General features: G+C 38.5%; 24 protein-coding genes. 22 read left to right on the top strand and 2 right to left on the bottom strand.

What is annotated here, in order from left to right:
- Positions 1–73 precede the first annotated feature (73 nt).
- The 3 genes from trxB (at position 74) to RWU19_RS07725 (ending at position 3,306) form a co-directional block, all read left to right on the top strand.
- The gene (gene trxB, locus RWU19_RS07735; RefSeq protein WP_002291688.1) at positions 74–1,000 is read left to right on the top strand and encodes a thioredoxin-disulfide reductase; all 927 of its coding nucleotides are present in this window, start codon (positions 74–76) and stop codon (positions 998–1,000) included.
- A 212-nt stretch (positions 1,001–1,212) separates the two neighbouring features.
- On the top strand, positions 1,213–2,940 hold the full coding sequence (locus RWU19_RS07730; protein ID WP_002305596.1) for a phospho-sugar mutase: 1,728 nt from the start codon (positions 1,213–1,215) through the stop codon (positions 2,938–2,940).
- 15 nt (positions 2,941–2,955) lie between these two features.
- The gene (locus tag RWU19_RS07725) at positions 2,956–3,306 is read left to right on the top strand and encodes an ArsR/SmtB family transcription factor (protein ID WP_002316410.1); all 351 of its coding nucleotides are present in this window, start codon (positions 2,956–2,958) and stop codon (positions 3,304–3,306) included.
- A gap of 83 nt (positions 3,307–3,389) precedes the next feature.
- On the opposite strand, the gene RWU19_RS07720 is transcribed toward RWU19_RS07725, so the two are convergent.
- On the bottom strand, positions 3,390–4,250 hold the full coding sequence (locus RWU19_RS07720) for a pyruvate, water dikinase regulatory protein (protein WP_002344424.1): 861 nt from the start codon (positions 4,248–4,250) through the stop codon (positions 3,390–3,392).
- A gap of 91 nt (positions 4,251–4,341) precedes the next feature.
- Here RWU19_RS07720 and RWU19_RS07715 point away from each other — a divergent pair, with 91 nt between their 5' ends.
- From RWU19_RS07715 to RWU19_RS07705, 3 genes are all read left to right on the top strand, one after another.
- A complete protein-coding gene (locus RWU19_RS07715) occupies positions 4,342–4,770 on the top strand; it encodes a Fur family transcriptional regulator (RefSeq protein ID WP_123837879.1) in 429 nt (142 codons plus the stop codon).
- A gap of 161 nt (positions 4,771–4,931) precedes the next feature.
- Positions 4,932–5,108 (top strand): 30S ribosomal protein S21, encoded by a 177-nt coding sequence (rpsU, locus tag RWU19_RS07710; RefSeq protein ID WP_002287321.1) that lies wholly within the window; start codon positions 4,932–4,934, stop codon positions 5,106–5,108.
- 26 nt (positions 5,109–5,134) lie between these two features.
- Positions 5,135–5,581: a GatB/YqeY domain-containing protein gene (locus RWU19_RS07705; RefSeq protein WP_002291695.1), complete on the top strand. Its 447-nt coding sequence runs from the start codon at positions 5,135–5,137 to the stop codon at positions 5,579–5,581.
- A gap of 155 nt (positions 5,582–5,736) precedes the next feature.
- Here the strand turns inward: RWU19_RS07705 and brnQ are convergent, their stop codons facing one another.
- Positions 5,737–7,116: a branched-chain amino acid transport system II carrier protein gene (gene brnQ, locus RWU19_RS07700; RefSeq protein WP_123837878.1), complete on the bottom strand. Its 1,380-nt coding sequence runs from the start codon at positions 7,114–7,116 to the stop codon at positions 5,737–5,739.
- A gap of 706 nt (positions 7,117–7,822) precedes the next feature.
- On the opposite strand from brnQ, the gene RWU19_RS07695 reads away from it, so the two are divergent.
- The 16 genes from RWU19_RS07695 to RWU19_RS07620 all read left to right on the top strand — a co-directional run.
- Positions 7,823–8,794, top strand: a complete 972-nt coding sequence (locus RWU19_RS07695; protein WP_002291698.1) for a PhoH family protein — start codon at positions 7,823–7,825, stop codon at positions 8,792–8,794.
- A gap of 23 nt (positions 8,795–8,817) precedes the next feature.
- Complete coding sequence (locus RWU19_RS07690) at positions 8,818–11,010, top strand: HD family phosphohydrolase (RefSeq protein ID WP_002291699.1); 2,193 nt, start codon at positions 8,818–8,820, stop codon at positions 11,008–11,010.
- Positions 11,011–11,038: 28 nt separating this feature from the next.
- Positions 11,039–11,515 (top strand): rRNA maturation RNase YbeY, encoded by a 477-nt coding sequence (gene ybeY, locus RWU19_RS07685; RefSeq protein ID WP_002291700.1) that lies wholly within the window; start codon positions 11,039–11,041, stop codon positions 11,513–11,515.
- Positions 11,499–11,894, top strand: a complete 396-nt coding sequence (locus RWU19_RS07680) for a diacylglycerol kinase family protein (RefSeq protein ID WP_002316408.1) — start codon at positions 11,499–11,501, stop codon at positions 11,892–11,894. Before ybeY ends, RWU19_RS07680 begins: the two co-directional genes overlap by 17 nt.
- Positions 11,895–11,908: 14 nt before the next feature.
- Positions 11,909–12,808, top strand: coding sequence for a GTPase Era (gene era / locus RWU19_RS07675; RefSeq protein ID WP_002288753.1), 900 nt, complete (start codon positions 11,909–11,911; stop codon positions 12,806–12,808).
- A 142-nt stretch (positions 12,809–12,950) separates the two neighbouring features.
- The gene (gene recO, locus RWU19_RS07670) at positions 12,951–13,763 is read left to right on the top strand and encodes a DNA repair protein RecO (protein ID WP_123837877.1); all 813 of its coding nucleotides are present in this window, start codon (positions 12,951–12,953) and stop codon (positions 13,761–13,763) included.
- A 385-nt stretch (positions 13,764–14,148) separates the two neighbouring features.
- A complete protein-coding gene (glyQ, locus tag RWU19_RS07665; protein WP_002305598.1) occupies positions 14,149–15,066 on the top strand; it encodes a glycine--tRNA ligase subunit alpha in 918 nt (305 codons plus the stop codon).
- 1 nt (position 15,067) lies between these two features.
- Positions 15,068–17,143 (top strand): glycine--tRNA ligase subunit beta, encoded by a 2,076-nt coding sequence (gene glyS / locus RWU19_RS07660; RefSeq protein ID WP_123837876.1) that lies wholly within the window; start codon positions 15,068–15,070, stop codon positions 17,141–17,143.
- 384 nt (positions 17,144–17,527) lie between these two features.
- The gene (locus RWU19_RS07655) at positions 17,528–18,307 is read left to right on the top strand and encodes a hypothetical protein (RefSeq protein ID WP_123837875.1); all 780 of its coding nucleotides are present in this window, start codon (positions 17,528–17,530) and stop codon (positions 18,305–18,307) included.
- A 40-nt stretch (positions 18,308–18,347) separates the two neighbouring features.
- Positions 18,348–19,292 (top strand): LCP family protein, encoded by a 945-nt coding sequence (locus RWU19_RS07650; RefSeq protein WP_002314701.1) that lies wholly within the window; start codon positions 18,348–18,350, stop codon positions 19,290–19,292.
- A gap of 15 nt (positions 19,293–19,307) precedes the next feature.
- A complete protein-coding gene (locus tag RWU19_RS07645; protein ID WP_002308654.1) occupies positions 19,308–20,087 on the top strand; it encodes a YveK family protein in 780 nt (259 codons plus the stop codon).
- 12 nt (positions 20,088–20,099) lie between these two features.
- A complete protein-coding gene (locus tag RWU19_RS07640) occupies positions 20,100–20,798 on the top strand; it encodes a CpsD/CapB family tyrosine-protein kinase (RefSeq protein ID WP_002308656.1) in 699 nt (232 codons plus the stop codon).
- Positions 20,799–20,825: 27 nt separating this feature from the next.
- Positions 20,826–21,590: a tyrosine-protein phosphatase gene (locus RWU19_RS07635; RefSeq protein WP_002348500.1), complete on the top strand. Its 765-nt coding sequence runs from the start codon at positions 20,826–20,828 to the stop codon at positions 21,588–21,590.
- A gap of 62 nt (positions 21,591–21,652) precedes the next feature.
- Entirely contained in the window at positions 21,653–22,342 is a 690-nt protein-coding gene (locus tag RWU19_RS07630; protein WP_123837932.1) for a sugar transferase, read from the top strand.
- 15 nt (positions 22,343–22,357) lie between these two features.
- Positions 22,358–23,554 (top strand): beta 1-4 rhamnosyltransferase Cps2T, encoded by a 1,197-nt coding sequence (gene cps2T, locus RWU19_RS07625; RefSeq protein ID WP_070770367.1) that lies wholly within the window; start codon positions 22,358–22,360, stop codon positions 23,552–23,554.
- Between the two features lie 2 nt (positions 23,555–23,556).
- Positions 23,557–24,274, top strand: a 718-nt coding sequence (locus RWU19_RS07620; RefSeq protein ID WP_316032189.1) for a glycosyltransferase, incomplete at its 3' end; no start/stop codon positions are given.

Genomic DNA, 24,274 nt, shown 5'->3' with positions numbered 1-24,274 from the left:
AGCAGAACAATAGACTTTTTTTCGCATTGGCTGTAAAGTATGCTTACTTGATTAAGTAAAGGAGAATCTACATATGTATGATGTAATCGTTATTGGCGCAGGTCCTGCTGGGATGACTGCTGCTTTATATGCTTCACGTTCAAACTTATCCGTATTGATGATCGAACAAGGCGCCCCTGGCGGCCAAATGAACAATACGGCAGAAATCGAAAACTATCCTGGTTTCGATTCAATCATGGGTCCTGATCTAGCTTATAAGATGTATGAAGGTGTTTCAAGATTTGGGACAGAAAATGCTTATGGAATCGTGCAAGATATCAAGGATCACGGCAGCCACAAAGAAGTTATTTGTGAAGATAAAACTTACGAAGGAAAAACAGTCATTATCGCAACAGGCTGTATCCACCGTAAATTAGGCGTACCTGGCGAGGAAGAATTTGCTGGACGTGGCGTTTCTTACTGTGCAGTTTGTGATGGTGCGTTTTTCCGTAACAAACGTCTAGTAGTGATCGGAGGAGGAGACTCAGCAGTAGAAGAAGCCATCTATTTGACACAATTTGCTTCTGAAGTAGTCATCGTCCACCGTAGAGATGAATTACGTGCACAAAAGATCATCCAAGACCGTGCATTTGCGAATGAAAAAATTTCCTTTATGTGGGATACAGTCGTTGACGAAATCGTTGGGAATGAAATGGTAGTGACAGGTGTGAAAGCACGTAATGTCAAAACCGGCAATGAGTTTGATTTGGCAGCAGACGGAGTATTCATCTATGTTGGACTGGATCCATTAACTGCACCATTTAGAGAAGCAGGGTTGACGAACGAAGCTGGCTGGATTCCAACAGACAACGAAATGAAGACGAATATACCAGGCGTTTTTGCCATCGGAGATGTTCGTGAAAAAGATTTGCGACAAATCACTACTGCTGTTGGTGATGGTGGGATTGCTGGACAACAAGTGTATAAATACTTGGAATCTTTAGAAGAAACAACTGCATAAGTTTAAAAAGAGTGGAAGAACGGTTTCAATTGTTCTTTTACTCTTTTTTTCGCGTGAAATCTACTGAATCCGATTTATGCGAATACTTGCAACCGTGCTTGATAAAAGAATCCTTTCTTGATTTAAGCGTTTTTTGGACCTCGTACTTTCATATCTAATAAGTGAATGCTATACTTATTAAGAACCATATTTCAGAAAGAGGTGTTATTTTCATGTCTTGGGAACAAGTGTATGAACAATGGGTACATGAAGAAAATTTAGAAGAAAACTTAAAAAAACAATTAAATGATCTGGGTGAAGATCCTGAAAAACTTGAAGATGCTTTTTATGCACCGTTGGAATTCGGTACTGCAGGCATGCGGGGAATCTTAGGGCCTGGGATCAATCGAATGAACATCTATACGGTAAGACAAGCAACAGAAGGACTTGCACGTTTCATGGATACACAAGGCGAAGAAACAAAACGCCGAGGTGTCGCTATCGCTTATGACTCACGCCATCAATCACCAGAATTTGCCATGGAAGCAGCCAAAACATTAGCACATCACAATATCCCATCTTATGTATTCGAAAGTCTACGTCCAACACCAGAGCTTTCTTTTGCAGTCCGTCATTTGAAGACGTTTGCGGGAATCATGGTAACCGCATCCCACAATCCAGCAGCTTACAACGGATATAAAGTCTACGGAGAAGATGGGGGACAAATGCCTCCTGCAGACGCAGATGCATTGACGAAATATGTCCGTGAAGTCAGCAATCCGTTAAAAGTTGAAGTATTATCTGACGAAGAAGCTGAACATAGCGGATTGATCACGATCATCGGAGAAGAAGTGGATGCCGCTTATCTAGAAGAAATCAAAGCAGTAACGATTGATCATGAATTGGTGGAAACAATGGGGAAAGATTTGAAACTTGTGTACACACCACTTCACGGAACAGGAAAAATGTTGGGCGAACGTGCGTTGAAACAAGCTGGATTCGAACAATTCGTACTAGTTCCAGAACAAGCTGTCGCAGACCCAGATTTCACTACAGTCAAATCACCAAATCCAGAAGAACACTCTGCTTTTGAGTATGCGATACGACTTGGCGAGAAAGAAGGCGCTGATTTGCTGATTGCAACAGATCCTGATGCAGACCGTTTAGGTGCAGCCGTTCGTTTGCCAAATGGCTCCTATGAAGTATTGACCGGAAACCAAATCGGAGCACTGTTTGCTCAATATATTTTGGAAGCACACCAATCGCGAGGCACTTTACCTGAAAACGCAGCGGTATTGAAATCGATCGTTTCTAGCGAATTACCTACAGCAATTGCGGAACACTATGGGGCTACCATGTTCAATGTATTGACAGGATTCAAATTCATTGCTGAAAAAATTCAACAATTCGAAGAAGATCATTCCCATACTTTTATGTTCGGATTCGAAGAAAGTTACGGTTATTTAGTTAAACCTTTCGTTCGCGACAAAGACGCGATCCAAGCATTGCTCTTATTAGCAGAAGTAGCAGCTTACTATAAAAAACAAGGCAAAACGTTGTATGATGGCTTGCAAACGATTTTTGAAACCTATGGCTACTACGCAGAAAAAACGATTTCTGTGACAATGAGCGGACAAGAAGGCTCTGCGAAAATCTCTGCTTTGATGGAAAAATTCCGTGAAGAAGCACCAACAGAATTTGCCGGAGCAAAAGTCATCCAAACAGAAGACTTCAAAGAGTTGACGAGAACAGACCGTGAAGGAAACGTAGAAAAACTAACGACACCGCCATCTGATGTATTGAAGTATACGCTGGAAGAAAATGGCTGGATCGCTATCCGTCCTTCAGGAACTGAGCCGAAAATCAAATTTTATATCGGTGTAAAAGGAAACTCTTCAGAAGACGCAGCTGAAAAAGTAGCCGCTTATGAAGCGATTATCCAAAAGATGACAGAAGAATAAAAAAACTTGAGACTGATGGAAAAAGTGGTAAACTTTAGAAGTCAGTCTTTTTTCAAGTTGGAGGTGAATGGATTGCCAGACACGCAAAAAACAAAAGTAGAGAAAGTCAGCCAACTATTCAAAATGTTGAGTGACCCCACTCGTCTCAAAATTCTGCTGTATCTGAAAGACGGGGAACAAAATGTGACAGCAATCACCCAAGCAGTGGAAATGGAACAATCTGCTGTATCGCATCAACTGCGTTTATTAAGAGAAAACCATGTCGTCAAGTCCCATCGTGAGGGAAAAGCGATTTTGTATAGTCTTGATGATTCTCACGTACTGGATATTTTGAACCAGACACTCAAACATGTGGAACATCAATAACGATAGGTGCAAATAGAGACAAACTGGACTGTGTCAACGAATCTTCTTCGCTGACACAGTCCAGTTTTTTTAAAGAAAAATTGTTAGTCTGTTTCTTCGGTGGTTTCAGTTCCATAATAACTATGGTCTTCTAGGTCTAAAGCATTCAAAATAAGCGAAGCTGTTTCTTCAATAGATAAAGAAGCGACATTGATTACTACGCAGCCCAATTTTTCATAAAGATCATTCGCAAAATCGAGTTCAGCTCGTATTTTTTCGATATCGGAATAAGCAGTATCAGGATTTAATCCGTAAGAGCGCATCCGTTCTTTACGGATATTGTTTAAAATATCTGGGTTATTCGTCAGTCCCACGATTTTTTTAGGATCGATCTCCCAAAGCTGTTTGGGAATATGTGCTTGTGGGATCAAAGGTAGATTGGCAACTTTTAAATTTTTGTTAGCTAAAAACAAGCTCAAAGGCGTTTTGGAAGTTCGGGATACGCCTAGCAAAACGACATCTGCTTCTAGAAACCCACGCGGATCTTTCCCGTCATCGTATTTTACAGCAAATTCCATTGCTTTGATCCGTTTGAAATAGTTTTCATTCAATAAATGAAGGGCGCCAGGTTGCCGAATGGGCTTGATACCAGTTAAGCGCTCGATTTCTGATATCGGCGGAGTCATCACATCAAAACTAAATAATTGATGTTCTTCACAAAAAGAACGCGTCATCTCGATCAATTCTTGATTGATCAATGTGTGTAAGACAAGAGCTTTTTCTTCTAGTGCATCTTGCAGTGCCTGCATCAATGTTTTCTCATCTGTCACAAATGTTCTGCGGAATAAATTGAACTCAACGGTAGGATATTGGGCCATAGTGGCTTGCGCTAATTTTGTCGCAGTTTCTCCAGCAGAGTCGGAGATGACAAAAAAAGTAACGATTTCTGTAGAATCGGAAGACATGGATAAAACCTCACTTGCATTTTTTTTATGTTTATTATACCATACTCTAGAATGTGTACTTCGTAATCATTTTGATTTGGAGGAATAAGTCATGAAAAAACAGACATTGATCGAACAATCACTAGAAACATTGAAAAATAACGGTTTTAAATATACTAAAAAAAGAGAAGCATTGATAACTTATTTAGTGAAGCGCAATCGCTACGTATCCGCTAAAGAAGTTTTTGACTATATGAATCAGGAATTCAAAGGAGTAAGTTACGATACGATTTATCGAAATCTCCATGATTTTGCAGAAATCGATTTACTGGAAGAAACCGATTTAAATGGAGAGATGAAGTTTCGTTTTCATTGCTGTCAAGGGGAAATCGGCCATCACCATCACTTTATCTGTACGGTGTGCGGAACAACGAAAGAAATCCATATGTGTCCAATGAATTATTTCGAAGAACAGCTCGGTGGATGTACGATCGAAGGGCATAGATTCGAGATTTTCGGAAGATGTGAAAATTGTCAATAAGGATTTAAATAAAATAACATTTGATAATTTTAAAAAAAAGCAAGATTTCCTTGACGGTCAAAACAGCATTAGATATAATATTTACAGGACAGTCTTGTTTTTTGAGATATATTTCAATAACAATTACGGTTACTTTTTAAGCTCGGAGGGAGGGAATTAACATGTCAAAAACAGTCGTTCGCAAAAACGAATCACTTGACGATGCTCTTCGTCGCTTCAAACGTTCCGTGTCAAAAGCGGGTACTTTACAAGAATCTCGTAAACGTGAATTCTACGAAAAACCAAGTGTAAGACGCAAGAAAAAATCTGAAGCAGCTAGAAAACGCAAAAAATTCTAGTTCTGTGATGAATTGGAGTTGGTAGTGTGTCACTACTAAGTAGATTAAACGATGACATGAAAACAGCGATGAAAGCGAAAGATAAGGAATCTTTACAAGTCATCCGAATGATCAAGTCATCTATACAAAACGAGCAGATTAAAGAAGGTCACGACTTGACAGAAGAAGAAGAATTAACGGTGTTGTCTCGCGAAATGAAACAGCGACGTGATTCTTTGCATGAGTTTGAAGAAGCAGGACGTGACGATTTAGCTGAAAAAGTAAAAAGTGAAATTGTGATAGTCGAAAAATACATGCCGGAACAACTTTCCGACGAAGAAATTCGACAACTTGTTCAAGAAGCAATCACACAAACTGGTGCTTCATCAATGAAAGAATTTGGCAAAGTCATGGGTGCGATCATGCCTAAAGTCAAAGGAAAAGCAGATGGAAACCAAGTAAATGCCATTGTGAAAGAACTATTACAATCTTAATTTTATCATTTAAACTGCGGACAATCATTGTCCGCAGTTTTTTTGTGCTCGTAAAAAAGAAATCTAAAAAATAGCTAGACGAAAGAATAGGATTCTTTCATCTAGCTGGTTTTTTCCTGTTTAATATTTCTTATGTTAAATTGTGTTTGATCTGGTTATTCTTCTGGTAGTTCATTTGCTTCTTGTTTATACCCTGATAGGCGATAGGCGTAATAGAAGAGTAAGCTGCCAGCGTAACCAAGTAACGTTGGGACCATCCAACCAAGTCCTAATGCAGCAAAAGGAACGTGATGATGATAAAATTCGAGCATGCTTGCTACAACTCTTTGTTGACTCACTAAAGCAGGCGAATTTGCCAGCATATCCAATACGGCGGGAACAGCAGCAAACAACATCGTTACTTGATAGACAAATGGTGTCTTTTGGAAAAATTTTGCTGTTAAGGAAAGCAAGATCAACGCAAGCGACAATGGATACAAAAGCATCAATACTGGTAAAGACCATTGGATGATATTGTCCAAACCAGCATTTGCAACGACAAAAGAGACGAAAGTCGTTAACCGCAGCCATGTCATATAACTGACTGTAGGGAACAGTTTATGGAAATCTTGTGCAAAAGAAACAACGAGTCCCATAGCGGTAGTGAAGACACCTAATGTGACCATCACTCCTAAGAAGCTAGCGCCGAAGTTACCTAAATAAAAATTAGTAATCTGAGAAAGTGCAGTTCCGCCATTTTCTGATAAAGACATCTTATTCAAACTCATCGCACCGAGAAGAACAAGACCAAAATAGATCATGACTTCTAGCGCAACGCTCAGGCTACCAGCTTTTGCTGTTAATTCTGTGACTTTTTTATCTTTGAAACCAAGGTCACGGACTGCATGGACAAAAGTGACACTTAAGGCAAGCAAGGCTACTGCATCAACGGTGTTATAACCTTCTAGGACACCATTTGTTAAAGCGTTTGTTTGGTAAGTATCTGCAGCAGATTGATTTAGATTTCCCATTGGGTGGAATAAAGAAACGACAAAAATGATTGCTAATAATGCAAGAAACAAGGAGTTTAGATACTTTCCGACGTATTTGACCAACCGTGTGGGATGGACAGTAAGGAAATAAGCAAGTAAAAAGAAAAGAGCAGAGAATAAAAACATACCTAATGAATTATATTTTTCAGGCAAAAATGGTTTAGCAGCCATTTCAAAAGCAGTAGCAGCTGTCCGTGGTGTACCGAAAAATGGTCCGATCGTCAAATGAACAAGGATTAAGAACAAGGCAGCATACCATTTTCCGACAGGTTTAGCTAAGTCATACAGACCATCACTTTTTGTCACTACTACAGCTAAGATAGCTAGTAATGGGAAAAGAGCGCCTGAGATGGTAAATCCTACGCCAGCACTGACCCAGTTTGCGCCAGCCATTTGACCTAAGTGGACAGGAAAGATTAGATTACCTGACCCGAAGAACATCCCGAAGATAAGTGAACTGACCATCAATAGTTGTTTCCATGAATAAGTTTTTGTTTCTTCCATAAATTTTTCCTCCAATAATTATCATTTTGATTGACGATATAAACGTTGCAGCAATTAGTAATGCCACTAATATCAGATTCCATGAAAACCACCACCTTAAAATATAAAAAAAAGCCCTTTTCCACTTGGGAAAAGGGCTCTAGATTCTAGAACGGTACCACCTTTTTTCGCTTAAAAAAGCTTCTTCATTCACGGACGCTTTTTGATAAAGTTATCCGCTAGCCTGATAATGGAGGCAGCCACAATGATCTACGTTTTCGACATTGACTCGGAAATGATGTTCGTCTATTCGATTTATTGTCATTTCTCACTTACATGACTCACTGGGAATAAATCGTTGAATAGCCTACTGTTTTCCTCGACGCTTTGCTGTATGTTTATTTGTTGACGTAATAATACACCTGTTTTTTTTGAAATGCAAGAATATTTTAACTATTTTGTTTTCTTTTTTTGAAACAAGAAAAATACCTAGAGAATACCTGTTGAATGAAACGGAATATTTTGTTCTCCACTTTCATATAACTTACATTCTCAGTTTCTTTTTATCAAAACGAGACCTTTAGCGAATGGAAACGGCTATTTTTTAACGTTTCTTGGTACGTATGGTTAAGCGACTCTTTTACAACCTTTTCTTATTTGCTATATAGTTTCTTCTGAGTATGGTAAAATAGGAAAGAATGAATCGAAAAAAAGGGGATGTCTATTTTTGACGGAAGAGTCTAGTTCTTTAGAGATTAGATTGACAGCTGCTGATGATGTCAGCATGCTTTTAGGTGCACACGACAAGCATATAAAACTGATCGAGGAAACAACGGAAACAACCATCCATACACGTGGAGAAATCATTCAGATCATTGGTGAGCAATCCCAGATTTCCTTGGCTGCCTCAGTCATTCGGACATTACAGGAATTGATCAAACGAGGAATCCACGTAAGTACGCCCGATGTTGTGACGGCATTGAAAATGGGGCAAAAAGGTACATTAGATTATTTTGTCGAGATGTATGAGGAAGAGATCGTCAAAGACCGTAATGGAAAACCTATACGGGTAAAAAACAGCGGTCAAAAGAAATACGTTGAATCGGTAGCCAAACATGACATCGTATTTGGTGTAGGGCCAGCCGGAACAGGGAAAACGTTTCTTGCCGTAGTATTAGCAATTGCTGCCTTAAAAAAAGGCGAAGTGCAAAAAATCATTTTGACGCGGCCCGCTGTAGAGGCAGGGGAAAACCTAGGCTTTCTACCAGGGGATCTGAAAGAAAAAGTGGATCCTTATCTGCGGCCTGTTTATGATGCTTTATACCAAATTTTTGGATTGGATCATACGAACCGATTGATGGAACGAGGCGTAATCGAAATCGCACCATTAGCTTACATGCGGGGGCGGACATTGGATGATGCATTCGTTATCTTGGACGAAGCACAAAACACGACAGTCGCTCAGATGAAAATGTTCTTGACCCGTCTCGGTTATCAATCAAAAATGATTGTCAATGGGGATACAAGTCAGATAGACTTGCCTCGAGGGACGACAAGTGGTCTTGTTCATGCAGAACGAACACTAAAGCAAATCAAAAAAATCGATTTTGTTAATTTTGAAGCAAGTGACGTTGTTCGGCACCCTGTAGTTGCCGAAATCATCAAAGCTTATGAAAAGGCGGATCTTCATCAAGAATAAGCTTTGCTTAGGAGGATAAGCACATGTTGAATAAAACACTGCAGAAACTACAAGAAAAACTCGGAAAGGCAGCATTGCCTTTCCTTCTGTTCTTGTTTTTTATCATTGTCTGCGGCGTTACATTTAGTAGTGTCAAACAAAAGGCCAATGATTTTAGAGAAGGCCAAGTAGCAGAAGAGAGTATCCGTGCGAATAAAACGATCGAGAACACGGAAGAAACCGAACAAAGAAGAAAACTGGCAGCAGAAGCAGTGACTCCAGAATATACTTATCAAAAAGATCTGGCAGATGACCAGAACAATCGGATCAAGCAATTATTCGAATTGATCGATAAGACGAATGATACCATCAACAAATCTTATAATGACAAGGTAGATAAGGCGAAGGAAGATGAAAATATCCCGAAACCTACTACAGAAGAGCGGATTGCTACACTGAAGAAAAATTTTGAAAACGTGAATGCAGAAAACGTTGCGTTTTACCAAAAACTGCCGAACAATTTTTATTCGACGATATTTGAAATGACTGAAACGGAAATTCACACAGTTAGGGATGAAAGTTTGAAGCTCATTGACGAACAGATGAGTAAACAAGTTCGTGAAAGCGAATTGGAAGCTTTTAAACAAGAAGCAGAAGATCAGATTCAATATTTGAATGTCACAACAGAGCAGCAACAAATGATTCGCTACTTAGTAGATCAAGGAATTGTAGTCAATGATGTATTGAATGAGAAAAAGACAGAAGAATTAAAACAATCTGCACGAGAAGCTGTACAACCAGTGATGATCTTCCAAGGAGAAATCATTGTTCGCGAAGGAAATCAAATTGATGCTTCAGCAATGAAAAAATTGGAATTACTAGGATTGACGAATCAAACGACTTCGATTTTCCCACTCATTGCCATGGTTTTAGCTGTTTTGCTTCAAATCGGTGTACTGATTTATAATTCACTTCAATTCCAAAATGCAGGAGAAAGAACAAAATACGTACTTTTCTACGTGACGGCAATGTCAGTCAGCGTCGTACTAATGAAATTTTTCCAACTCTTCCAAACAGAACAAGCTGCTTATATTCCGCTGTTTTACCCCGCGGCTTTTGCTCCACTTGTTTTAAGCTTTTTCTTGAATCGAAGAGCAGGGATCATGGCTGGTATTTTCCAAGCAGTATCCGCACTTTTCATTTTTTATGATTCGATTGGCACGAACTTTCTGACAGTTATTTTGATGTCCTATGTATTTTCTGGTCTCATGGCAACGATTGTCAGACGCAAACGGATCTCAGAACAAGGGTTATCCGCAGCTATGTGGGTCATTATTTTCCCTGTGATGATGGATGTCATTTTGATTATCTACCAAGGAATGAGCTTTGGGGATGCAACGACTTGGTTAACGCTAGTCTGCGGATTCACAGGTGCACTGTTCTCATTCTTGCTGACGATAGGTCTGCACCCCTATATTGAATTGATGGTCAATGATGATAGTGTGATCGTATTAAATGAACTCAGCAATCCTAATCACCCTTTATTGAAACAGTTGCTAGAAGAAGCACCAGGCACGTATCACCATAGCATGATGGTAGCCAATCTAAGTGCTAATGCTGTAGCAGAAATCGGTGGACGTTCTTTACTAACTCGAGTAGCTTGCTATTATCATGATATCGGCAAGATCAAACACGCCAGTTTTTTCGTTGAGAACTTGCCTTCAGGAGCGGAAAATCCGCACAATTTCTTATTGCCAGAAGACAGTAAACATATTATCTTTGGACATGTGACAGATGGTGCCAAAATATTGGAAGATTATAATATGCCGCAAATGGTGATCGATATTTGCAGACAGCATCATGGAACCACGCTGATGCGTTATTTCTACGTTAAGGCAAAGGAACGCAACCCTGAAGTCACGGAAGAGCAATTCCGTTATCCTGGACCAAAACCTCAAAGCCGTGAAGCAGGAATCGTCAATATAGCTGACAGTTGTGAAGCGGCAGTACGGGCAATGGACCATCCAACGAGCGAAAAAATCGAAAGTTTTGTCCATAATCTTATAGAAGAGCGTATTTCCGATGGACAATTGGACGACAGTGGATTGACGTTAAAAGAAATCCGTAAAGTAGAAAAATCATTGATCAGCGGTTTAAGCAGTACCTTCCATTCTCGGATCAAATATCCTAAAATGAAATCGGAAGTTGAGAAGATAAAAGAAGAACAAGAAGAATAGCAAGAAGAATAGAAAGAAGCGATGTATAATGGATATTACCTTCATGGATGAAACAAACCAAGTCTCAGAAGAGAAAATGAAAGAAATCGACGACTTGCTGCAATTTGCAGCATCATATTTAGAGTTGCCAGAAGAAACAGAAATGTCTGTTACTTTCATGGACAATGCAGCGATCCAAGTAATCAATCGTGATTACCGTGGAAAAGATGCACCGACAGACGTCATCAGTTTTGCCTTGGAAGAAGAGGGCGAAGACGAAATCCCAGTGATTTTTGAAGATGGAGAGAATCCATTACCTCGTGTACTGGGAGACATCATGATCTCTACTGAACGTGCTGCAGAGCAAGCAGAAGCTTACGGCCATTCGTATGATCGGGAACTTGGCTTTTTAGCGGTTCATGGATTCTTGCATATCAACGGGTATGACCATATGACACCAGAGGATGAGAAAGAAATGTTTGGTTTACAGAAAGAGATCTTAGATGCCTATGGACTTAAAAGATAAAAACGTAGAGAAAAACAAACATTTCCTGATGTCCGTGGAATTTGCCGTCCAAGGAGTCAAAACTGTTTTTGAGGAAGAACGCAACATGAGGAAACATGTTGCGTTCGGAATCCTCGCTTTGTTTATGGGCGTGATTTTCCAACTTGATCGGATAGAATGGTTATGGCTGCTTTTAGCTGTTTTTCTCGTATGGATAGTAGAGATCATCAATACTGTTTTTGAAAATGTCGTGGACATGTTTACGGATTTTCATTTTCATCCGATTGGGAAAAAAATCAAAGATATGGCAGCTGGAGCAGTTTTAGTGACCGCTTGTTTTGCCGTCATCGTTGGGTTGATTTTATTTGTCCCTAAAATATATCATTTGTTGTTTAATTAAAAAGGAGAACATATATGCCAGAACATAAATCAGGGTTTGTCGCAATCGTCGGCCGCCCGAATGTAGGAAAATCCACGTTATTGAATCGAATCGTGGGTCAAAAAATTGCCATCATGAGTGATAAGGCACAGACAACTAGAAATAAAATCCAAGGAGTATATACTACACCAGAAGCTCAGTTGATTTTTATTGACACACCAGGAATCCATAAACCAAAGCATCGTTTAGGAGATTTTATGGTAGAAGCAGCTTACAGTGCGTTGAAAGAAGTGGACGCGGTCTTATTTATGATCAGTGCTGATCAAAAACGCGGTCGGGGAGACGATTTTATTATTGAACGTCTAAAAAACGTGCATTCTCCTGTTTATCTGATTATCAATAAAATCGATAAAATCCATCCAGACGAGTTGTTGGGAATCATCGAAGATTATTCAACGCAGATGCCGTTTGCACAAGTGATTCCAATTTCTGCTACAGAAGGAAACAACGTCGAACGTTTGATGGATGTATTAGTCAGTGAAATGCCAGAGGGCCCACAATATTTTCCAGATGATCAAGTGACTGATCATCCTGAATACTTCATCGTTTCTGAATTGATCCGTGAGAAAGTCTTGTTTTTAACACGAGACGAAGTGCCTCATTCTGTCGCAGTCGTTGTTGATTCGATGAAGCGAAACGAGAATGATAAAATCCATATCCAGGCTACGATCATCGTCGAAAGAGATAGCCAAAAAGGGATCATTATCGGCAAAGGCGGAAAAATGCTGAAGCAAGTAGGAACGAAAGCAAGAAAAGATATCGAAAATCTTTTAGGAGACAAAGTCTTTCTAGAACTTTGGGTCAAAGTTCAAAAAGACTGGCGAGACAAAAAAGTCTATCTGCAAGACTTCGGCTACCGAAAAGACGAATACTGATATTCTGAGCTTCTTGTAAATTAGGTATAGAAATAAACTGGATAAAAATCCGCGTGTTGAGAAAAGCTGCGGAAGATCGCAACATAAATGATCTGGATCGGCAGAATCTGCTTTTCCAGATTTATTTTTTAGGAGGGAGAATATGAGCCAGCTTGCAGAATCAAAAGGCTTGATTTTATCTAGCCGTAATTACAAAGAAAAAGATAAATTAGTCAAAATCTTTACAGAATCTTCTGGCAAAATGATGTTTTATATCAAAGGGATCCATCGGCAAAATCAGCCATTAGCTCCGGCTTTGCTCCCTTTTACTGAAGCAGTTTATATCGGGAATTTTCGAAGTGAAGGTTTGTCATTTTTAAGCAGTGTCAAAGATGTCCATGCGTTTCGACACATCCAAGAAGACATCTTTTTGAGCGGGTATGGCACATATTTATTGAATCTAGTAGATGCGGCAATCGAAGATCATCAGTACGACCCGCATTTGTTCCAGTTTACGCAACAAGCACTGCAACGGATGGACCAAGGAGACGATGCAGAAATCATCACGAATATTTTTGAAGTCCAAATACTGCAACGCTTCGGAATTGCACCAATCTGGACACACTGCGTCGTATGCGGGGAAACAAAAGGAAAATTTGACTATTCTTCCAAATATGGTGGTGTGATATGCGAAAGACATTGGTCGATGGACGATCACCGTTATCATGCAGATCCTCGAGCTGTTTATTTCGTTCGGATGTTTTCAGCTATTTCTTATGATAAAATCAGTGGAATCCATCTGAAAGAAGAAACCAAACAAGCAATCCGTGAACTCATCGACCAGCTGTATGATGAATATGTCGGTATCCATTTGAAAAGCAAAAAGTTCATCGATCAAATGAAGTCTTGGGCACACGTATTAAAGACGCCAGAGAAAGATAAGTCTGAAAAAGATCTACCTAAAAAAGAAGAATAGTAAATGAAACATACAACAAAAAATCAAAACCATTTGACAAACACAGGGAGTTCCGTCTATTATTAACCGTAGATCAAATAGATCGTTCACTGAGAAGATCTATTATAGAAACAAGAAAACTGCAAAATGAATACGTACATTGACCAAGATCAGTAAAAAACACGTGGTTTAGCGAGTTCGGGAGAGTGGGAGCCGGATCCAAACGATTTTTGAAGAGGCACTTGCGAGTACGATAAATGAAGCTGCCGAATCTTTATTCGGAAGTAGGGTGGAACCGCGAATTATTCGTCCCTATGTCTGTAATCAGACATAGGGATTTTTTGTCGTTTTCTTTCCTGTATTCTTATTTGACAGCAACGCTTTAAAATTGAAAGGGGCAAAACAGATGAGTAAAAAATTGACCGTCCAAGATATGATTTTAACATTACAAAAATTTTGGTCATCAAACGGCTGCATGCTGATGCAAGCTTATGACACAGAAAAAGGAGCAGGTACGATGAGCCCATATACCTTTTTACGGGCAATCGGACCAGAACCATGGAATGCTGCTTACGTAGAGCCATCTCGCCGACCAGCTGATGGACGTTATGGCGAAAACCCAAACCGTTTGTATCAACATCATCAGTTCCAAGTCGTGATGAAACCTTCACCTGAGAATATCCAAGAGCTTTATTTAGAAAGCTTGCGCCTTTTAGGAATCGATCCATTAGAACACGACATCCGTTTTGTTGAAGACAACTGGGAGAACCCATCCATGGGCTGTGCCGGTGTGGGTTGGGAAGTATGGCTTGACGGAATGGAAATCACACAATTCACGTACTTCCAACAAGTTGGTGGACTGCCTTGTAAACCAGTAACTTCTGAGATCACTTATGGATTAGAACGTCTTGCTTCTTATATCCAAGAAGTTGAAAGTGTCTATGATTTAGAATGGGCTGATGGCGTGAAATATGGCGAGATCTTCAAACAACCAGAATATGAACATTCCAAATATTCTTTTGAAGTAAGCGACCAAGACTTGCTACTAAGCAACTTTGATCGTTTTGAAAAAGAAGCTAAACGCTGTATCGATGAAAATCTTGTTCATCCGGCGTATGATTATATCTTGAAATGTAGCCATACATTCAACTTATTAGACGCCCGCGGTGCAGTATCCGTAACAGAGCGTGCCGGTTATCTTTCTCGCATCCGCAACATGGCTCGTGCTGTAGCCAAAATCTTTGTGGCAGAACGCGAAAAATTAGGATTCCCTTTGTTGAATAAAAACACAGCAAATCCAGAAACCGTGAAGGAGGCTGAATAAGATGGCAAAAGACTTATTACTTGAAATCGGGCTGGAAGAAATGCCTGCCCATGTTGTCACACCAAGCATGAAACAATTAGAAGAAAAAACAGCAAAATTTTTAGATGAAAACCAATTGACTTATGATACGATCGAAACATTTTCCACACCGCGCCGTTTAGCAATCAAAGTAACAAACATTCCAGAACGTCAAGCGGACAGTGAAGAAGAAGTCAAAGGACCAGCCAAAAAAATTGCTTTGGACGCAGATGGAAACTGGACGAAAGCAGCGGAAGGATTTGTCCGCGGACAAGGTCTGACGACAGATGCTATCACATTTAGAGAATTAAAAGGTGTAGAATATGTCTATGTAACGAAATACACTCATGGTAAGGAAGCAAAAGAAGTATTGATAGGCTTAGCAGAGGTAATCAAAAGTTTGACTTTCCCAGTAACGATGCATTGGGCAGAATACGATTTTGAATATATCCGCCCTATTCACTGGATCGTGGCATTGTTAGATGACGAAGTAATCCCGTTTGAGATCTTAGATGTCAAAACAGGCAGAGCCTCTCGAGGTCATCGTTTCTTAGGCGAAGATGTGACATTTGCGCATGCAAAAGAATATGAAGAAAAATTGAATGAACAATTCGTCATTGCGTCTCCGCAAAAAAGACAAGAATTGATCGTTACACAAGCCAATGAATTAGCCGAAAAAAATCATTGGGTTATTGATCTAGACGAAGATTTATTAGAAGAAGTCAACAATTTAGTCGAATATCCAACTGTCTTTTCTGGCGACTTCGAAGAAAAATATCTTTCTGTTCCTGAAGAAGTACTAGTCACTTCTATGAAAGAACATCAACGTTATTTCGAGGTACGGAATGATCAAGGTATGCTGCTTCCTCATTTTATTTCTGCTCGTAATGGTGATCGGGTAAAATTGGAAAATGTGGTTCGAGGCAATCAAAAAGTATTGACGGCTCGTTTAGAAGATGCGGAATTCTTTTATAATGAAGACAAGAAAGCTTCAATCGACCAATACGTTGAAAAACTAAAAACTGTTACTTTCCATGAAAAAATCGGTAGTATCTATGAGAAAATGCAACGGGTACAAGTCATTGCCCGTATCATTGGCGAACAAGTAGGACTATCTGAGGAAGAATTGATGGATCTGCAACGAGCTGCTGAAATCTATAAATTTGATCTAGTAACCAACATGGTAGGGGAATTCCCTGAACTACAAGGGATCATGGGCGAAAAATATGCTCTGCTGAAAGGCGAGAAACCTGCTGTAGCGACAGCGATTCGTGAGCATTACATGCCTATATCCAGTGAAGGAGAGCTACCTCAGTCTACAGTAGGTTCTGTTTTAGCGATTGCAGATAAATTAGATAGCATCTTTTCTTTCTTTGCTGTTGGGATGATCCCAAGCGGTTCAAACGATCCTTATGCCTTACGTCGCCAAGCATACGGTGTCGTTCGGATCATCGAATCGAAAAAATGGGCCTTTCCTTTGTCTGTTCTGCAAGAAACGATTAGCGATGTTATCAGTAAAGATACGGATCGTTTCGGCATTGGTTTATCAGATGGGCAACAACAAGTGATTGACTTTATCAAAGGTCGTCTGCGCCAATTATTGACAACGAAGAACATCCGTCATGATGTCATCGATGCTGTTTTGAATGCGGAACAAAAAGATCTGACAAAAGTATTTGCAGCAGCACAATTGTTCAAACAACATCTTGCAGATGAAGACTTCAAACCTTCAATGGAAGCTTTGACACGTGTCGTGAACTTAGCGAAAAAAGCGCAGCTTGAAAAACAATCAGAAGTAGACCCTGAGCTGTTCGAAAACGACGCAGAGAAAGAATTACACAAAGCAGTAGAAGCAATGAAAGCAAGTTTTGCTGACCAAACGATCCACGAAAACTACGACCAGCTTGTCGCTCTTCGTCCACTGATCGAAAATTATTTTGATCAAACGATGGTCATGGCTGATGAACCAGCAGTACGTAAGAACCGACTAACACAACTTAGTCAAATAGCTGCCATGGCTTTGTCATTAGCAAGCTTGGATCAAATCATCACAAAATAGTCTTTTGTTTGAAAAACAGAGAGCATGCACGAAACGTGCTGCGTCTCTGTTTTTTTGTTATAAATATAAATAGCTGTTATTAATTCTATTTTAATAATTTTTGTTATTTTATTCTTTGTTCGAATTTTCAAAACGCTCATGAAAAGTGAGGAAATAAAAATGAAAACGATTAATCATAATCTTGTTACTGTTTTATTTACTTTTAAATTAGGAATTTCCCTAGTCAAGAAAACTGTTTGTGGTATGATTATATAGGGAAAACATGTTTATAAATATTTCTATGAATATATTAGTTTAATTATGCTTTTAAAATAAAAAGTGCTCATTCTGATGTGAATGAATCACATCTTTATTTATCTATCATCAATATTTAGGAGTGAATCTATGGAAAAGCCGTTCGTCAAGTTATTGGCTACTGTGGCGGTAGGCACAGGCGCTATTGTGATTTGCTTGTTTGGATACCATCTCAATAATCAACGGCAACATCATCAACGGATCAATTACGCAGAATCTGCCATCACCAATCAAAAAGACACCGTGACCTCTTTATCAAAAGAAGTAGATAAGCTGTACAGTACAAAAGAAAAAATTTTCCTAAATCCTGAAATAACAGAAGAAACAGTTTCAAATTTGTCACATAAACTATCTTCTATCAAACTTTCGGCAGATGATTATGACATCAAGGAATCAGAATTACCTAAAGAAGCTGCTGCGATCCAAGAAGAAAAGAAAGCAGTCTTAACGCAGTTAGAGGATGCAGAATCAAAACTGAAGATCCAGACGGCTGTCAATAAATTATTTACTAAAAACGTATCAAACTGGCAGCAAGCTGTGGATGATGTCATCATCAAAGAAAAGTTGGCAAGTGCAGATGTCGCCCATATACGTGAAAATATGAGCTTTTTTAAGGATAGTGCTTGGAAAACAGTTGTTAAGCAATATCTAGGATTCGCTGATACCCAAATTGCACAAGTCACGCAACTAGATCAGCTATTCGATACGATGCTGAAAGACGATCAAGTAACAGCTACCGCTACTTACGATCAATATTTGACCGCACTCAGTCTCATCGAACAGATCCGGAATGAAAAAATAAGAGCCGTATACGCGTCAAAAGCAGAAACAGTCGCTCAGCAAATGGGCTATAGCAATACGAGCTATTAATAAGCGAGAATTCAAGCAAGGCTAGCAAACGGAGGAAACTATGGCAAAACGAAGAAGAAAATCAAGAGGGAAAAAGATATTTCTAATTATTTTAGCAATTCTTGTCGTATTAGTATTAGCAATCGTAGGAGTAGGAGCAAAATTATATCTAGATCTCTCACATTCTATTGAAAAAACTTACGAATCAGTGGAACGAACCCAAGGAGAACGAACAAAACCAGTTGATCTGGACAAACAAGAATCTTTCTCTGTTCTATTGATGGGAATCGATACGGGAGATTTAGGTCGGGTCGATCAAGGACGATCAGATACGATGATGGTTGCCACAGTCAGTCCAGAAGACAAACAGACAACGATCGTCAGCATTCCTCGTGATACGTATGTCGACATCGTTGGTCGTGACACAAAAGACAAGATCAACCACGCTTATGCATTCGGCGGAGCTGCCATGGCAATGGATACCGTACAAAAATATGTAGACATCCCAATCGACCACTATGTTTCAATCAATATGAAAGGTCTAAAAGAACTCGTTGATGCAGTTGGTGGTATCGAAGTCAATAATGACCTCACCTTCTCACAAGATGGCTATGATTTTACGATCGGTAAAATCACATTGAATGGGGATCAGGCATTGTCTTATTCTCGTATGCGTTATGAAGATCCAAATGGTGACTACGGCAGACAAGAACGTCAAAGAAAGATTGTAGAAGGTGTAGCGAAAAAAGTATTGAGTCTGAACGGTGTAAGCAACTATCAATCTGTTTTAAATGCTCTAGAGTCGAATATGAAAACAGACATGAGCTTTGATGAAATGAAAAAGATTGCTTTAGATTATCGGGAGGCATTTGGTACGATCAAGCAAGATCAGCTGCAAGGAGAAGGCTTCATGCAAGACAATATCTCATACCAAAAAGTCAGCGATCAAGAACTTGACCGTGTGAAAAAAGAATTAAAAGATCAAATGAATCTAGAGAATAAATAGGAAAGTGGAGAAAAAATGGAAGAGACAATCAGCTTGAAAGAAATTTTTGAAACATTACGCAAACACGTGATAACAATCCTCATCTCAATGTTTGCTGGCTTGGCCATCTCAGGCATCGTGACGTTTTTCATCTTGACGCCAAAATACAGCTCACAAGCCCAATTGATCGTGACACTGCCGCAATCAGATACTGCAAATGTCAATGATGTCAATACGAACCTGCAAATGATCAATACGTATAAAGATATGATCGTTAGTGATCTAGTACTAAATGAAGTCAAAGATCGTTTAGAAACAGAAGACAATGTGAAAATGACTGCTGGACAAATTAAAGATGCTATCTCCGTCAATCAGTCACAAAATTCACAAATGTTCTCGATCCAAGCAACAAGCACAAATGCAGTGACGGCTCAACAAATCGCTAATACAACGTCACAAGTATTCCAAGAGAACGCCAAAGATGTGATGAATGTCGATAAAATCTCGATCATCTCAGGTGCAGTTGCCAATACGACACCTGTTTCGCCAAATAATAAATTGAATCTAGTGATTGGCTTAGTGTTAGGAATGATGGTAGGTGTAGGTCTAGCTTTCTTATTTGAATTACTTGATCGGACAGTAAAAGATGAAAAATATGTGACGGATACATTAGGCTTCCCAATCTTAGGAACAGTTCCAGAAATGTCAGCGAAAGAATTGAATGCTGGTATCCGTAAAAAAGGACCAGCTCCGACACAACCAAAAGCTACAAATGATAAAACAGCGCCATCACGCAGAAGCCGCTCAAGAGTCTAGGAGGAAAGAAAAATGGCACGAACACAGAAACAAAAAGCAACCCAAACTCATGCAGTCAGTTTGGTCACACTCACAAACCCCTCTTCACCAATCGCTGAACAATATCGTACGATTCGGACGAATATCCAGTTTGCCTCCGCAGCTGGTCAGCAAATCAAAACGATTGTCGTGACTTCATCAGGACCTGGAGAAGGGAAATCGACCACTGCAGCAAACATTGCCGTTGTTTTTGCTAAATCCGGTCAACGGGTGCTGCTAGTCGATGCAGACTTACGTAAGCCCGTCATCTATAAAACGTTCAAGTTGAACAACGCAAGCGGATTAAGTACTGTTCTTAGTTCATCAGGAAGTGTAGCAGATGAGATCCAACGAACGCCAGTCGAGAATTTGTCGATTCTGCCAAGTGGACCTAAACCACCAAATCCATCAGAGTTACTAAGCTCGCCAAGAATGGATCAGATTTTAGCAGAAGCAAGACAACTATTTGATGTAGTGATTTTCGACATGCCACCAGTCGTTGCCGTAACAGATGCACAGATCATGTCTTCAAAAACGGATGGCACCTTATTGGTCGTACGTGAAAATACGTCACGTAAAGAATCATTGACTAAAGCAAAAGAATTGCTGGATATGGTACAAGCGCGAGTCCTTGGTGTTGTATACAACGGAGCAGAACACAGCAAAGATGCTGGCTATTACTACGGGAATTGAGAAATAAAAAGAGAGGAGACAAGAGAAATGATCGATCTACATTGCCATATCCTGCCAGGAATTGATGACGGAGCAGAAAACTTAGATGCCAGTATCGCCATGGCTGAAAAAGCGATTCAACAAGGAATCACACATATTTTATGCACACCCCATCATAATAATGGAAAATACAGCAATGAAAAATCACAAGTCATTTCTCTAGTCGCTTCGTTACAAGCAGAATTAGAGAAAAGACAATTGCCTTTGACGTTATTGGAAGGACAAGAAGTACGTATTACCGGAACACTGATCGAAGACATCCACCGAGATGAAATTTTATTTACAGATTTAGATGATACATATCTTCTGATCGAATTTCCGACACTGGAAGTGCCGTTATATGCAGAACGGCTCTTTTTTGAGTTGTTACAACTAGGAAAGACACCAGTGATCGTCCATCCAGAACGCAACGCGCATTTTCGTAAAGACCCGAATCATTTGCTGCCATTCCTAGATATGGGATGCTTGGCTCAACTCACCGCACCAAGTTACGTCGGTGTATTTGGCAAAGATATCCAGAAAACAGCCAAAACGATGGTCAAACATAACCTCGTGCAAATGGCTGCTTCCGATGCCCATGGGGTCTCTAAACGTACCTTTTACTTAAAAGAATGTTATGAGCAAATCGCCAAGGACTTTGGTAAGGAAAAAGTAGCACAGATGAAACAAGTCGCAAAGGACCTGATCAACGGGGATGAGATCAGTTATCCAGTCTATGAAGAGGTAAAAAAGAAGAAGTTTGGTTTATTTTAGTTCTTCATTCATAGATAAAATGGAAATGAGGAGAGAGTGAAATAGTGAAAGGGACTGAAAGTATGGAAAGTGAAGATTTATTGTCTCGCATTAGTGAAGTACATCCAAATCAGGTTTGGTTGGATAAAGAAAAAGTAGAAAAACGGTATGTCTACTTGTTTTTTAAAAGAATGATTGATATCGTGGGGAGCATTATTGGTTTGATTCTAGCTTCTCCTTTGATGATTTATGTAGCTTATCGAATAAGAAAAGAAGAACCAAAAAGTCCGATAATTTTTAGTCATACACGGGTTGGTAAAAATGGAAAAACATTCAAAATGTATAAATTCCGTTCGATGTGTTTAGATGCTGAAGAAAAATTGGAAGAGTTACTGGATCAAAATGAAATAGAAGGGGCAATGTTCAAGATGAAAGAAGATCCCCGCGTCACCAAAATAGGTAAAGCTATCCGTGCCAAAAGCATTGATGAATTACCACAGCTATGGAATGTTTTAAAAGGAGATATGAGTTTAATTGGTCCACGCCCACCTTTGGAGAGGGAAGTAGCTGAGTACACGAGATATGATCTTCAACGCTTGTATGTAAAACCTGGATGTTCAGGTTTGTGGCAAGTTAGTGGTAGAAATGATGTTAGTTTTCATGCAATGGTTGATTTAGATTTAGAATATATAACTAATCAAAGTTTATTGAATGATTTTAAACTAATCATCAAGACAATCTGGATCGTTATAAAACCGAATGGGGCATATTAGTAAGGGGAATATAAGTTGGAAAAAACAAAGATTAAACATGTATATATAATAGGATCAAAGGGGATTCCTGCAAAGTATGGTGGATTTGAATCATTTGTAGAAAATCTAACTAAAAGACAGACTGATAAAACGATTCAGTACCATATTGCGTGTATGGCTGAAAATTCTTTGAAATCGGATATTAAAGAAAAAGAGTTTATTTATAATGGAGCTAAATGCTTTAATGTAGATGTGCCAAACATTGGTCCTGCAAGAGCTATTTATTATGATTTAAAAGCTTTAGAAATGTCTATTAAAAAGGCAGAAAAAAATAAAGATATAGATCCTATTTTTTATGTTTTGGCTTGTCGTATCGGTCCCTTTATCAGTCGTTTTAAAAATAGAATAAATAAAATAAACGGAAAACTTTTTGTTAACCCTGATGGACACGAGTGGTTAAGAGCAAAATGGAGTTACCCAGTAAGAAAATATTGGAAACTTTCAGAAAGGCTTATGGTTAAACATGCAGATCTATTGATATGTGATAGCCAAAACATTGAGAAATATATTCATAAACAGTATAGCAAATACAAACCAAAAACAACATATATAGCTTATGGAACTGATTTAGAGCCTTCAAATTTGAAAGAAAACTATAGTGTTGTGAGAAACTGGTATGAAGAAAAGGATATAAAAGAAAAAAATTATTTTTTAATAGTAGGACGATTTGTCCCAGAAAATAATTATGAGGTAATGATACGTGAATTTATGAAATCATCTACTAACAAAGATCTTGTGTTAGTTACTAATGTAGAAAAGAATAAATTTTATGAAAATTTAAAACGTGCAACAGGATTTGAAAAAGATACACGTATAAAATTTGTAGGAACAGTCTATAACCAAGCTTTATTAAAATATATTCGAGAAAATGCTTTTGCCTATATACATGGTCATGAAGTGGGAGGAACGAACCCCTCATTACTCGAAGCGCTATCTAGTACTAAATTAAATTTACTATTAAATGTAGGATTTAATCGAGAAGTAGGGGAAGATAGTACTTTATATTGGGAAAAAGAAGTCGGTAGTTTATCTAAACTGATTAATAAAGTAGATATGAATGATTTTACTAATTATGATATTGTAGGGAATAAAGCTATTCGAATAATAGAAAACAAATTTTCATGGGAATGTATTATTAAAAGTTACGAATTAAGTTTTAGGAGAATTAAATAGAAATGAAAATTATACACTACTCGCTAGGAATACAACCATATCGAACTGGGGGCTTAATCAAATATGTAGAAGATTTAATTTCAAAACAAGTAGATGATAATAGCGTTTTTTTAATTTATCCTGGATCTAGAAATTATTTTTTTCGGGATAGTTATTTAAAAAAAATTTCAGTTAATAAGAAAAATATGCAGGTGTTTGATTTAGTGAATTCATTTCCATTACCTCTTTTTGGAGGTATAAGTGATCCAAATGTTTTTTTTAAAGAAATCTCTTTAAAAAAAATAGATTATTTTTCTAGCTTTTTTAAAAAATATAAACCGGATATAGTTCATATTCACACCTTCATGGGGTTACCAATCGAATTTATTTTAGCTGCTAAGAATAATGCAATACCGTTAGTGTTTACTACACATGATTATTTTGGTTTAGCTCCAGTTCCGAATTTTTATAATGAAATTGATGATTATTCATTTGATAGTAATAATACAGTTGAAGAATGGATAAAAAGTTCCCAAGAAGCATTATCACTAAAAAAAATGTTGCTATTTCAATGTAGGTTTTATCCTCAAATTAGAAAGATAATTAAAAAAAATAATCTTTCTATAATAAGTAAAAGAAAAAAAAAACCAAGAAAATGTTCTTTAAGTAATGAAAAAAAAGAAAAATTTATAGAATTAAGAGAATATTATTACAAAATGTTAAGCATGATAGATATTATTC

The sequence above is a fragment of the Enterococcus sp. 2STP genome, assembly GCF_032465635.1.
GTDB lineage: Bacteria > Bacillota > Bacilli > Lactobacillales > Enterococcaceae > Enterococcus_B > Enterococcus_B lactis.
Note: the sequence above shows the minus strand (reverse complement) of the source record. Positions and strands in the feature narration are given on the sequence as shown.

What these genes read in the sequence shown, in the direction of transcription:
- trxB (WP_002291688.1), top strand. Translation starts at nt 74, where the DNA reads ATGTATGATGTAATCGTTATTGGCGCAGGTCCTGCTGGGATGACTGCT.
- RWU19_RS07730 (WP_002305596.1), top strand. Translation starts at nt 1,213, where the DNA reads ATGTCTTGGGAACAAGTGTATGAACAATGGGTACATGAAGAAAATTTA.
- RWU19_RS07725 (WP_002316410.1), top strand. Translation starts at nt 2,956, where the DNA reads ATGGAAAAAGTGGTAAACTTTAGAAGTCAGTCTTTTTTCAAGTTGGAG.
- RWU19_RS07720 (WP_002344424.1), bottom strand. Translation starts at nt 4,250, where the DNA reads ATGTCTTCCGATTCTACAGAAATCGTTACTTTTTTTGTCATCTCCGAC.
- RWU19_RS07715 (WP_123837879.1), top strand. Translation starts at nt 4,342, where the DNA reads ATGAAAAAACAGACATTGATCGAACAATCACTAGAAACATTGAAAAAT.
- rpsU (WP_002287321.1), top strand. Translation starts at nt 4,932, where the DNA reads ATGTCAAAAACAGTCGTTCGCAAAAACGAATCACTTGACGATGCTCTT.
- brnQ (WP_123837878.1), bottom strand. Translation starts at nt 7,116, where the DNA reads ATGGAAGAAACAAAAACTTATTCATGGAAACAACTATTGATGGTCAGT.
- RWU19_RS07690 (WP_002291699.1), top strand. Translation starts at nt 8,818, where the DNA reads ATGTTGAATAAAACACTGCAGAAACTACAAGAAAAACTCGGAAAGGCA.
- ybeY (WP_002291700.1), top strand. Translation starts at nt 11,039, where the DNA reads ATGGATATTACCTTCATGGATGAAACAAACCAAGTCTCAGAAGAGAAA.
- RWU19_RS07680 (WP_002316408.1), top strand. Translation starts at nt 11,499, where the DNA reads ATGGACTTAAAAGATAAAAACGTAGAGAAAAACAAACATTTCCTGATG.
- era (WP_002288753.1), top strand. Translation starts at nt 11,909, where the DNA reads ATGCCAGAACATAAATCAGGGTTTGTCGCAATCGTCGGCCGCCCGAAT.
- recO (WP_123837877.1), top strand. Translation starts at nt 12,951, where the DNA reads ATGAGCCAGCTTGCAGAATCAAAAGGCTTGATTTTATCTAGCCGTAAT.
- glyQ (WP_002305598.1), top strand. Translation starts at nt 14,149, where the DNA reads ATGAGTAAAAAATTGACCGTCCAAGATATGATTTTAACATTACAAAAA.
- glyS (WP_123837876.1), top strand. Translation starts at nt 15,068, where the DNA reads ATGGCAAAAGACTTATTACTTGAAATCGGGCTGGAAGAAATGCCTGCC.
- RWU19_RS07655 (WP_123837875.1), top strand. Translation starts at nt 17,528, where the DNA reads ATGGAAAAGCCGTTCGTCAAGTTATTGGCTACTGTGGCGGTAGGCACA.
- RWU19_RS07650 (WP_002314701.1), top strand. Translation starts at nt 18,348, where the DNA reads ATGGCAAAACGAAGAAGAAAATCAAGAGGGAAAAAGATATTTCTAATT.
- RWU19_RS07645 (WP_002308654.1), top strand. Translation starts at nt 19,308, where the DNA reads ATGGAAGAGACAATCAGCTTGAAAGAAATTTTTGAAACATTACGCAAA.
- RWU19_RS07640 (WP_002308656.1), top strand. Translation starts at nt 20,100, where the DNA reads ATGGCACGAACACAGAAACAAAAAGCAACCCAAACTCATGCAGTCAGT.
- RWU19_RS07635 (WP_002348500.1), top strand. Translation starts at nt 20,826, where the DNA reads ATGATCGATCTACATTGCCATATCCTGCCAGGAATTGATGACGGAGCA.
- RWU19_RS07630 (WP_123837932.1), top strand. Translation starts at nt 21,653, where the DNA reads ATGGAAAGTGAAGATTTATTGTCTCGCATTAGTGAAGTACATCCAAAT.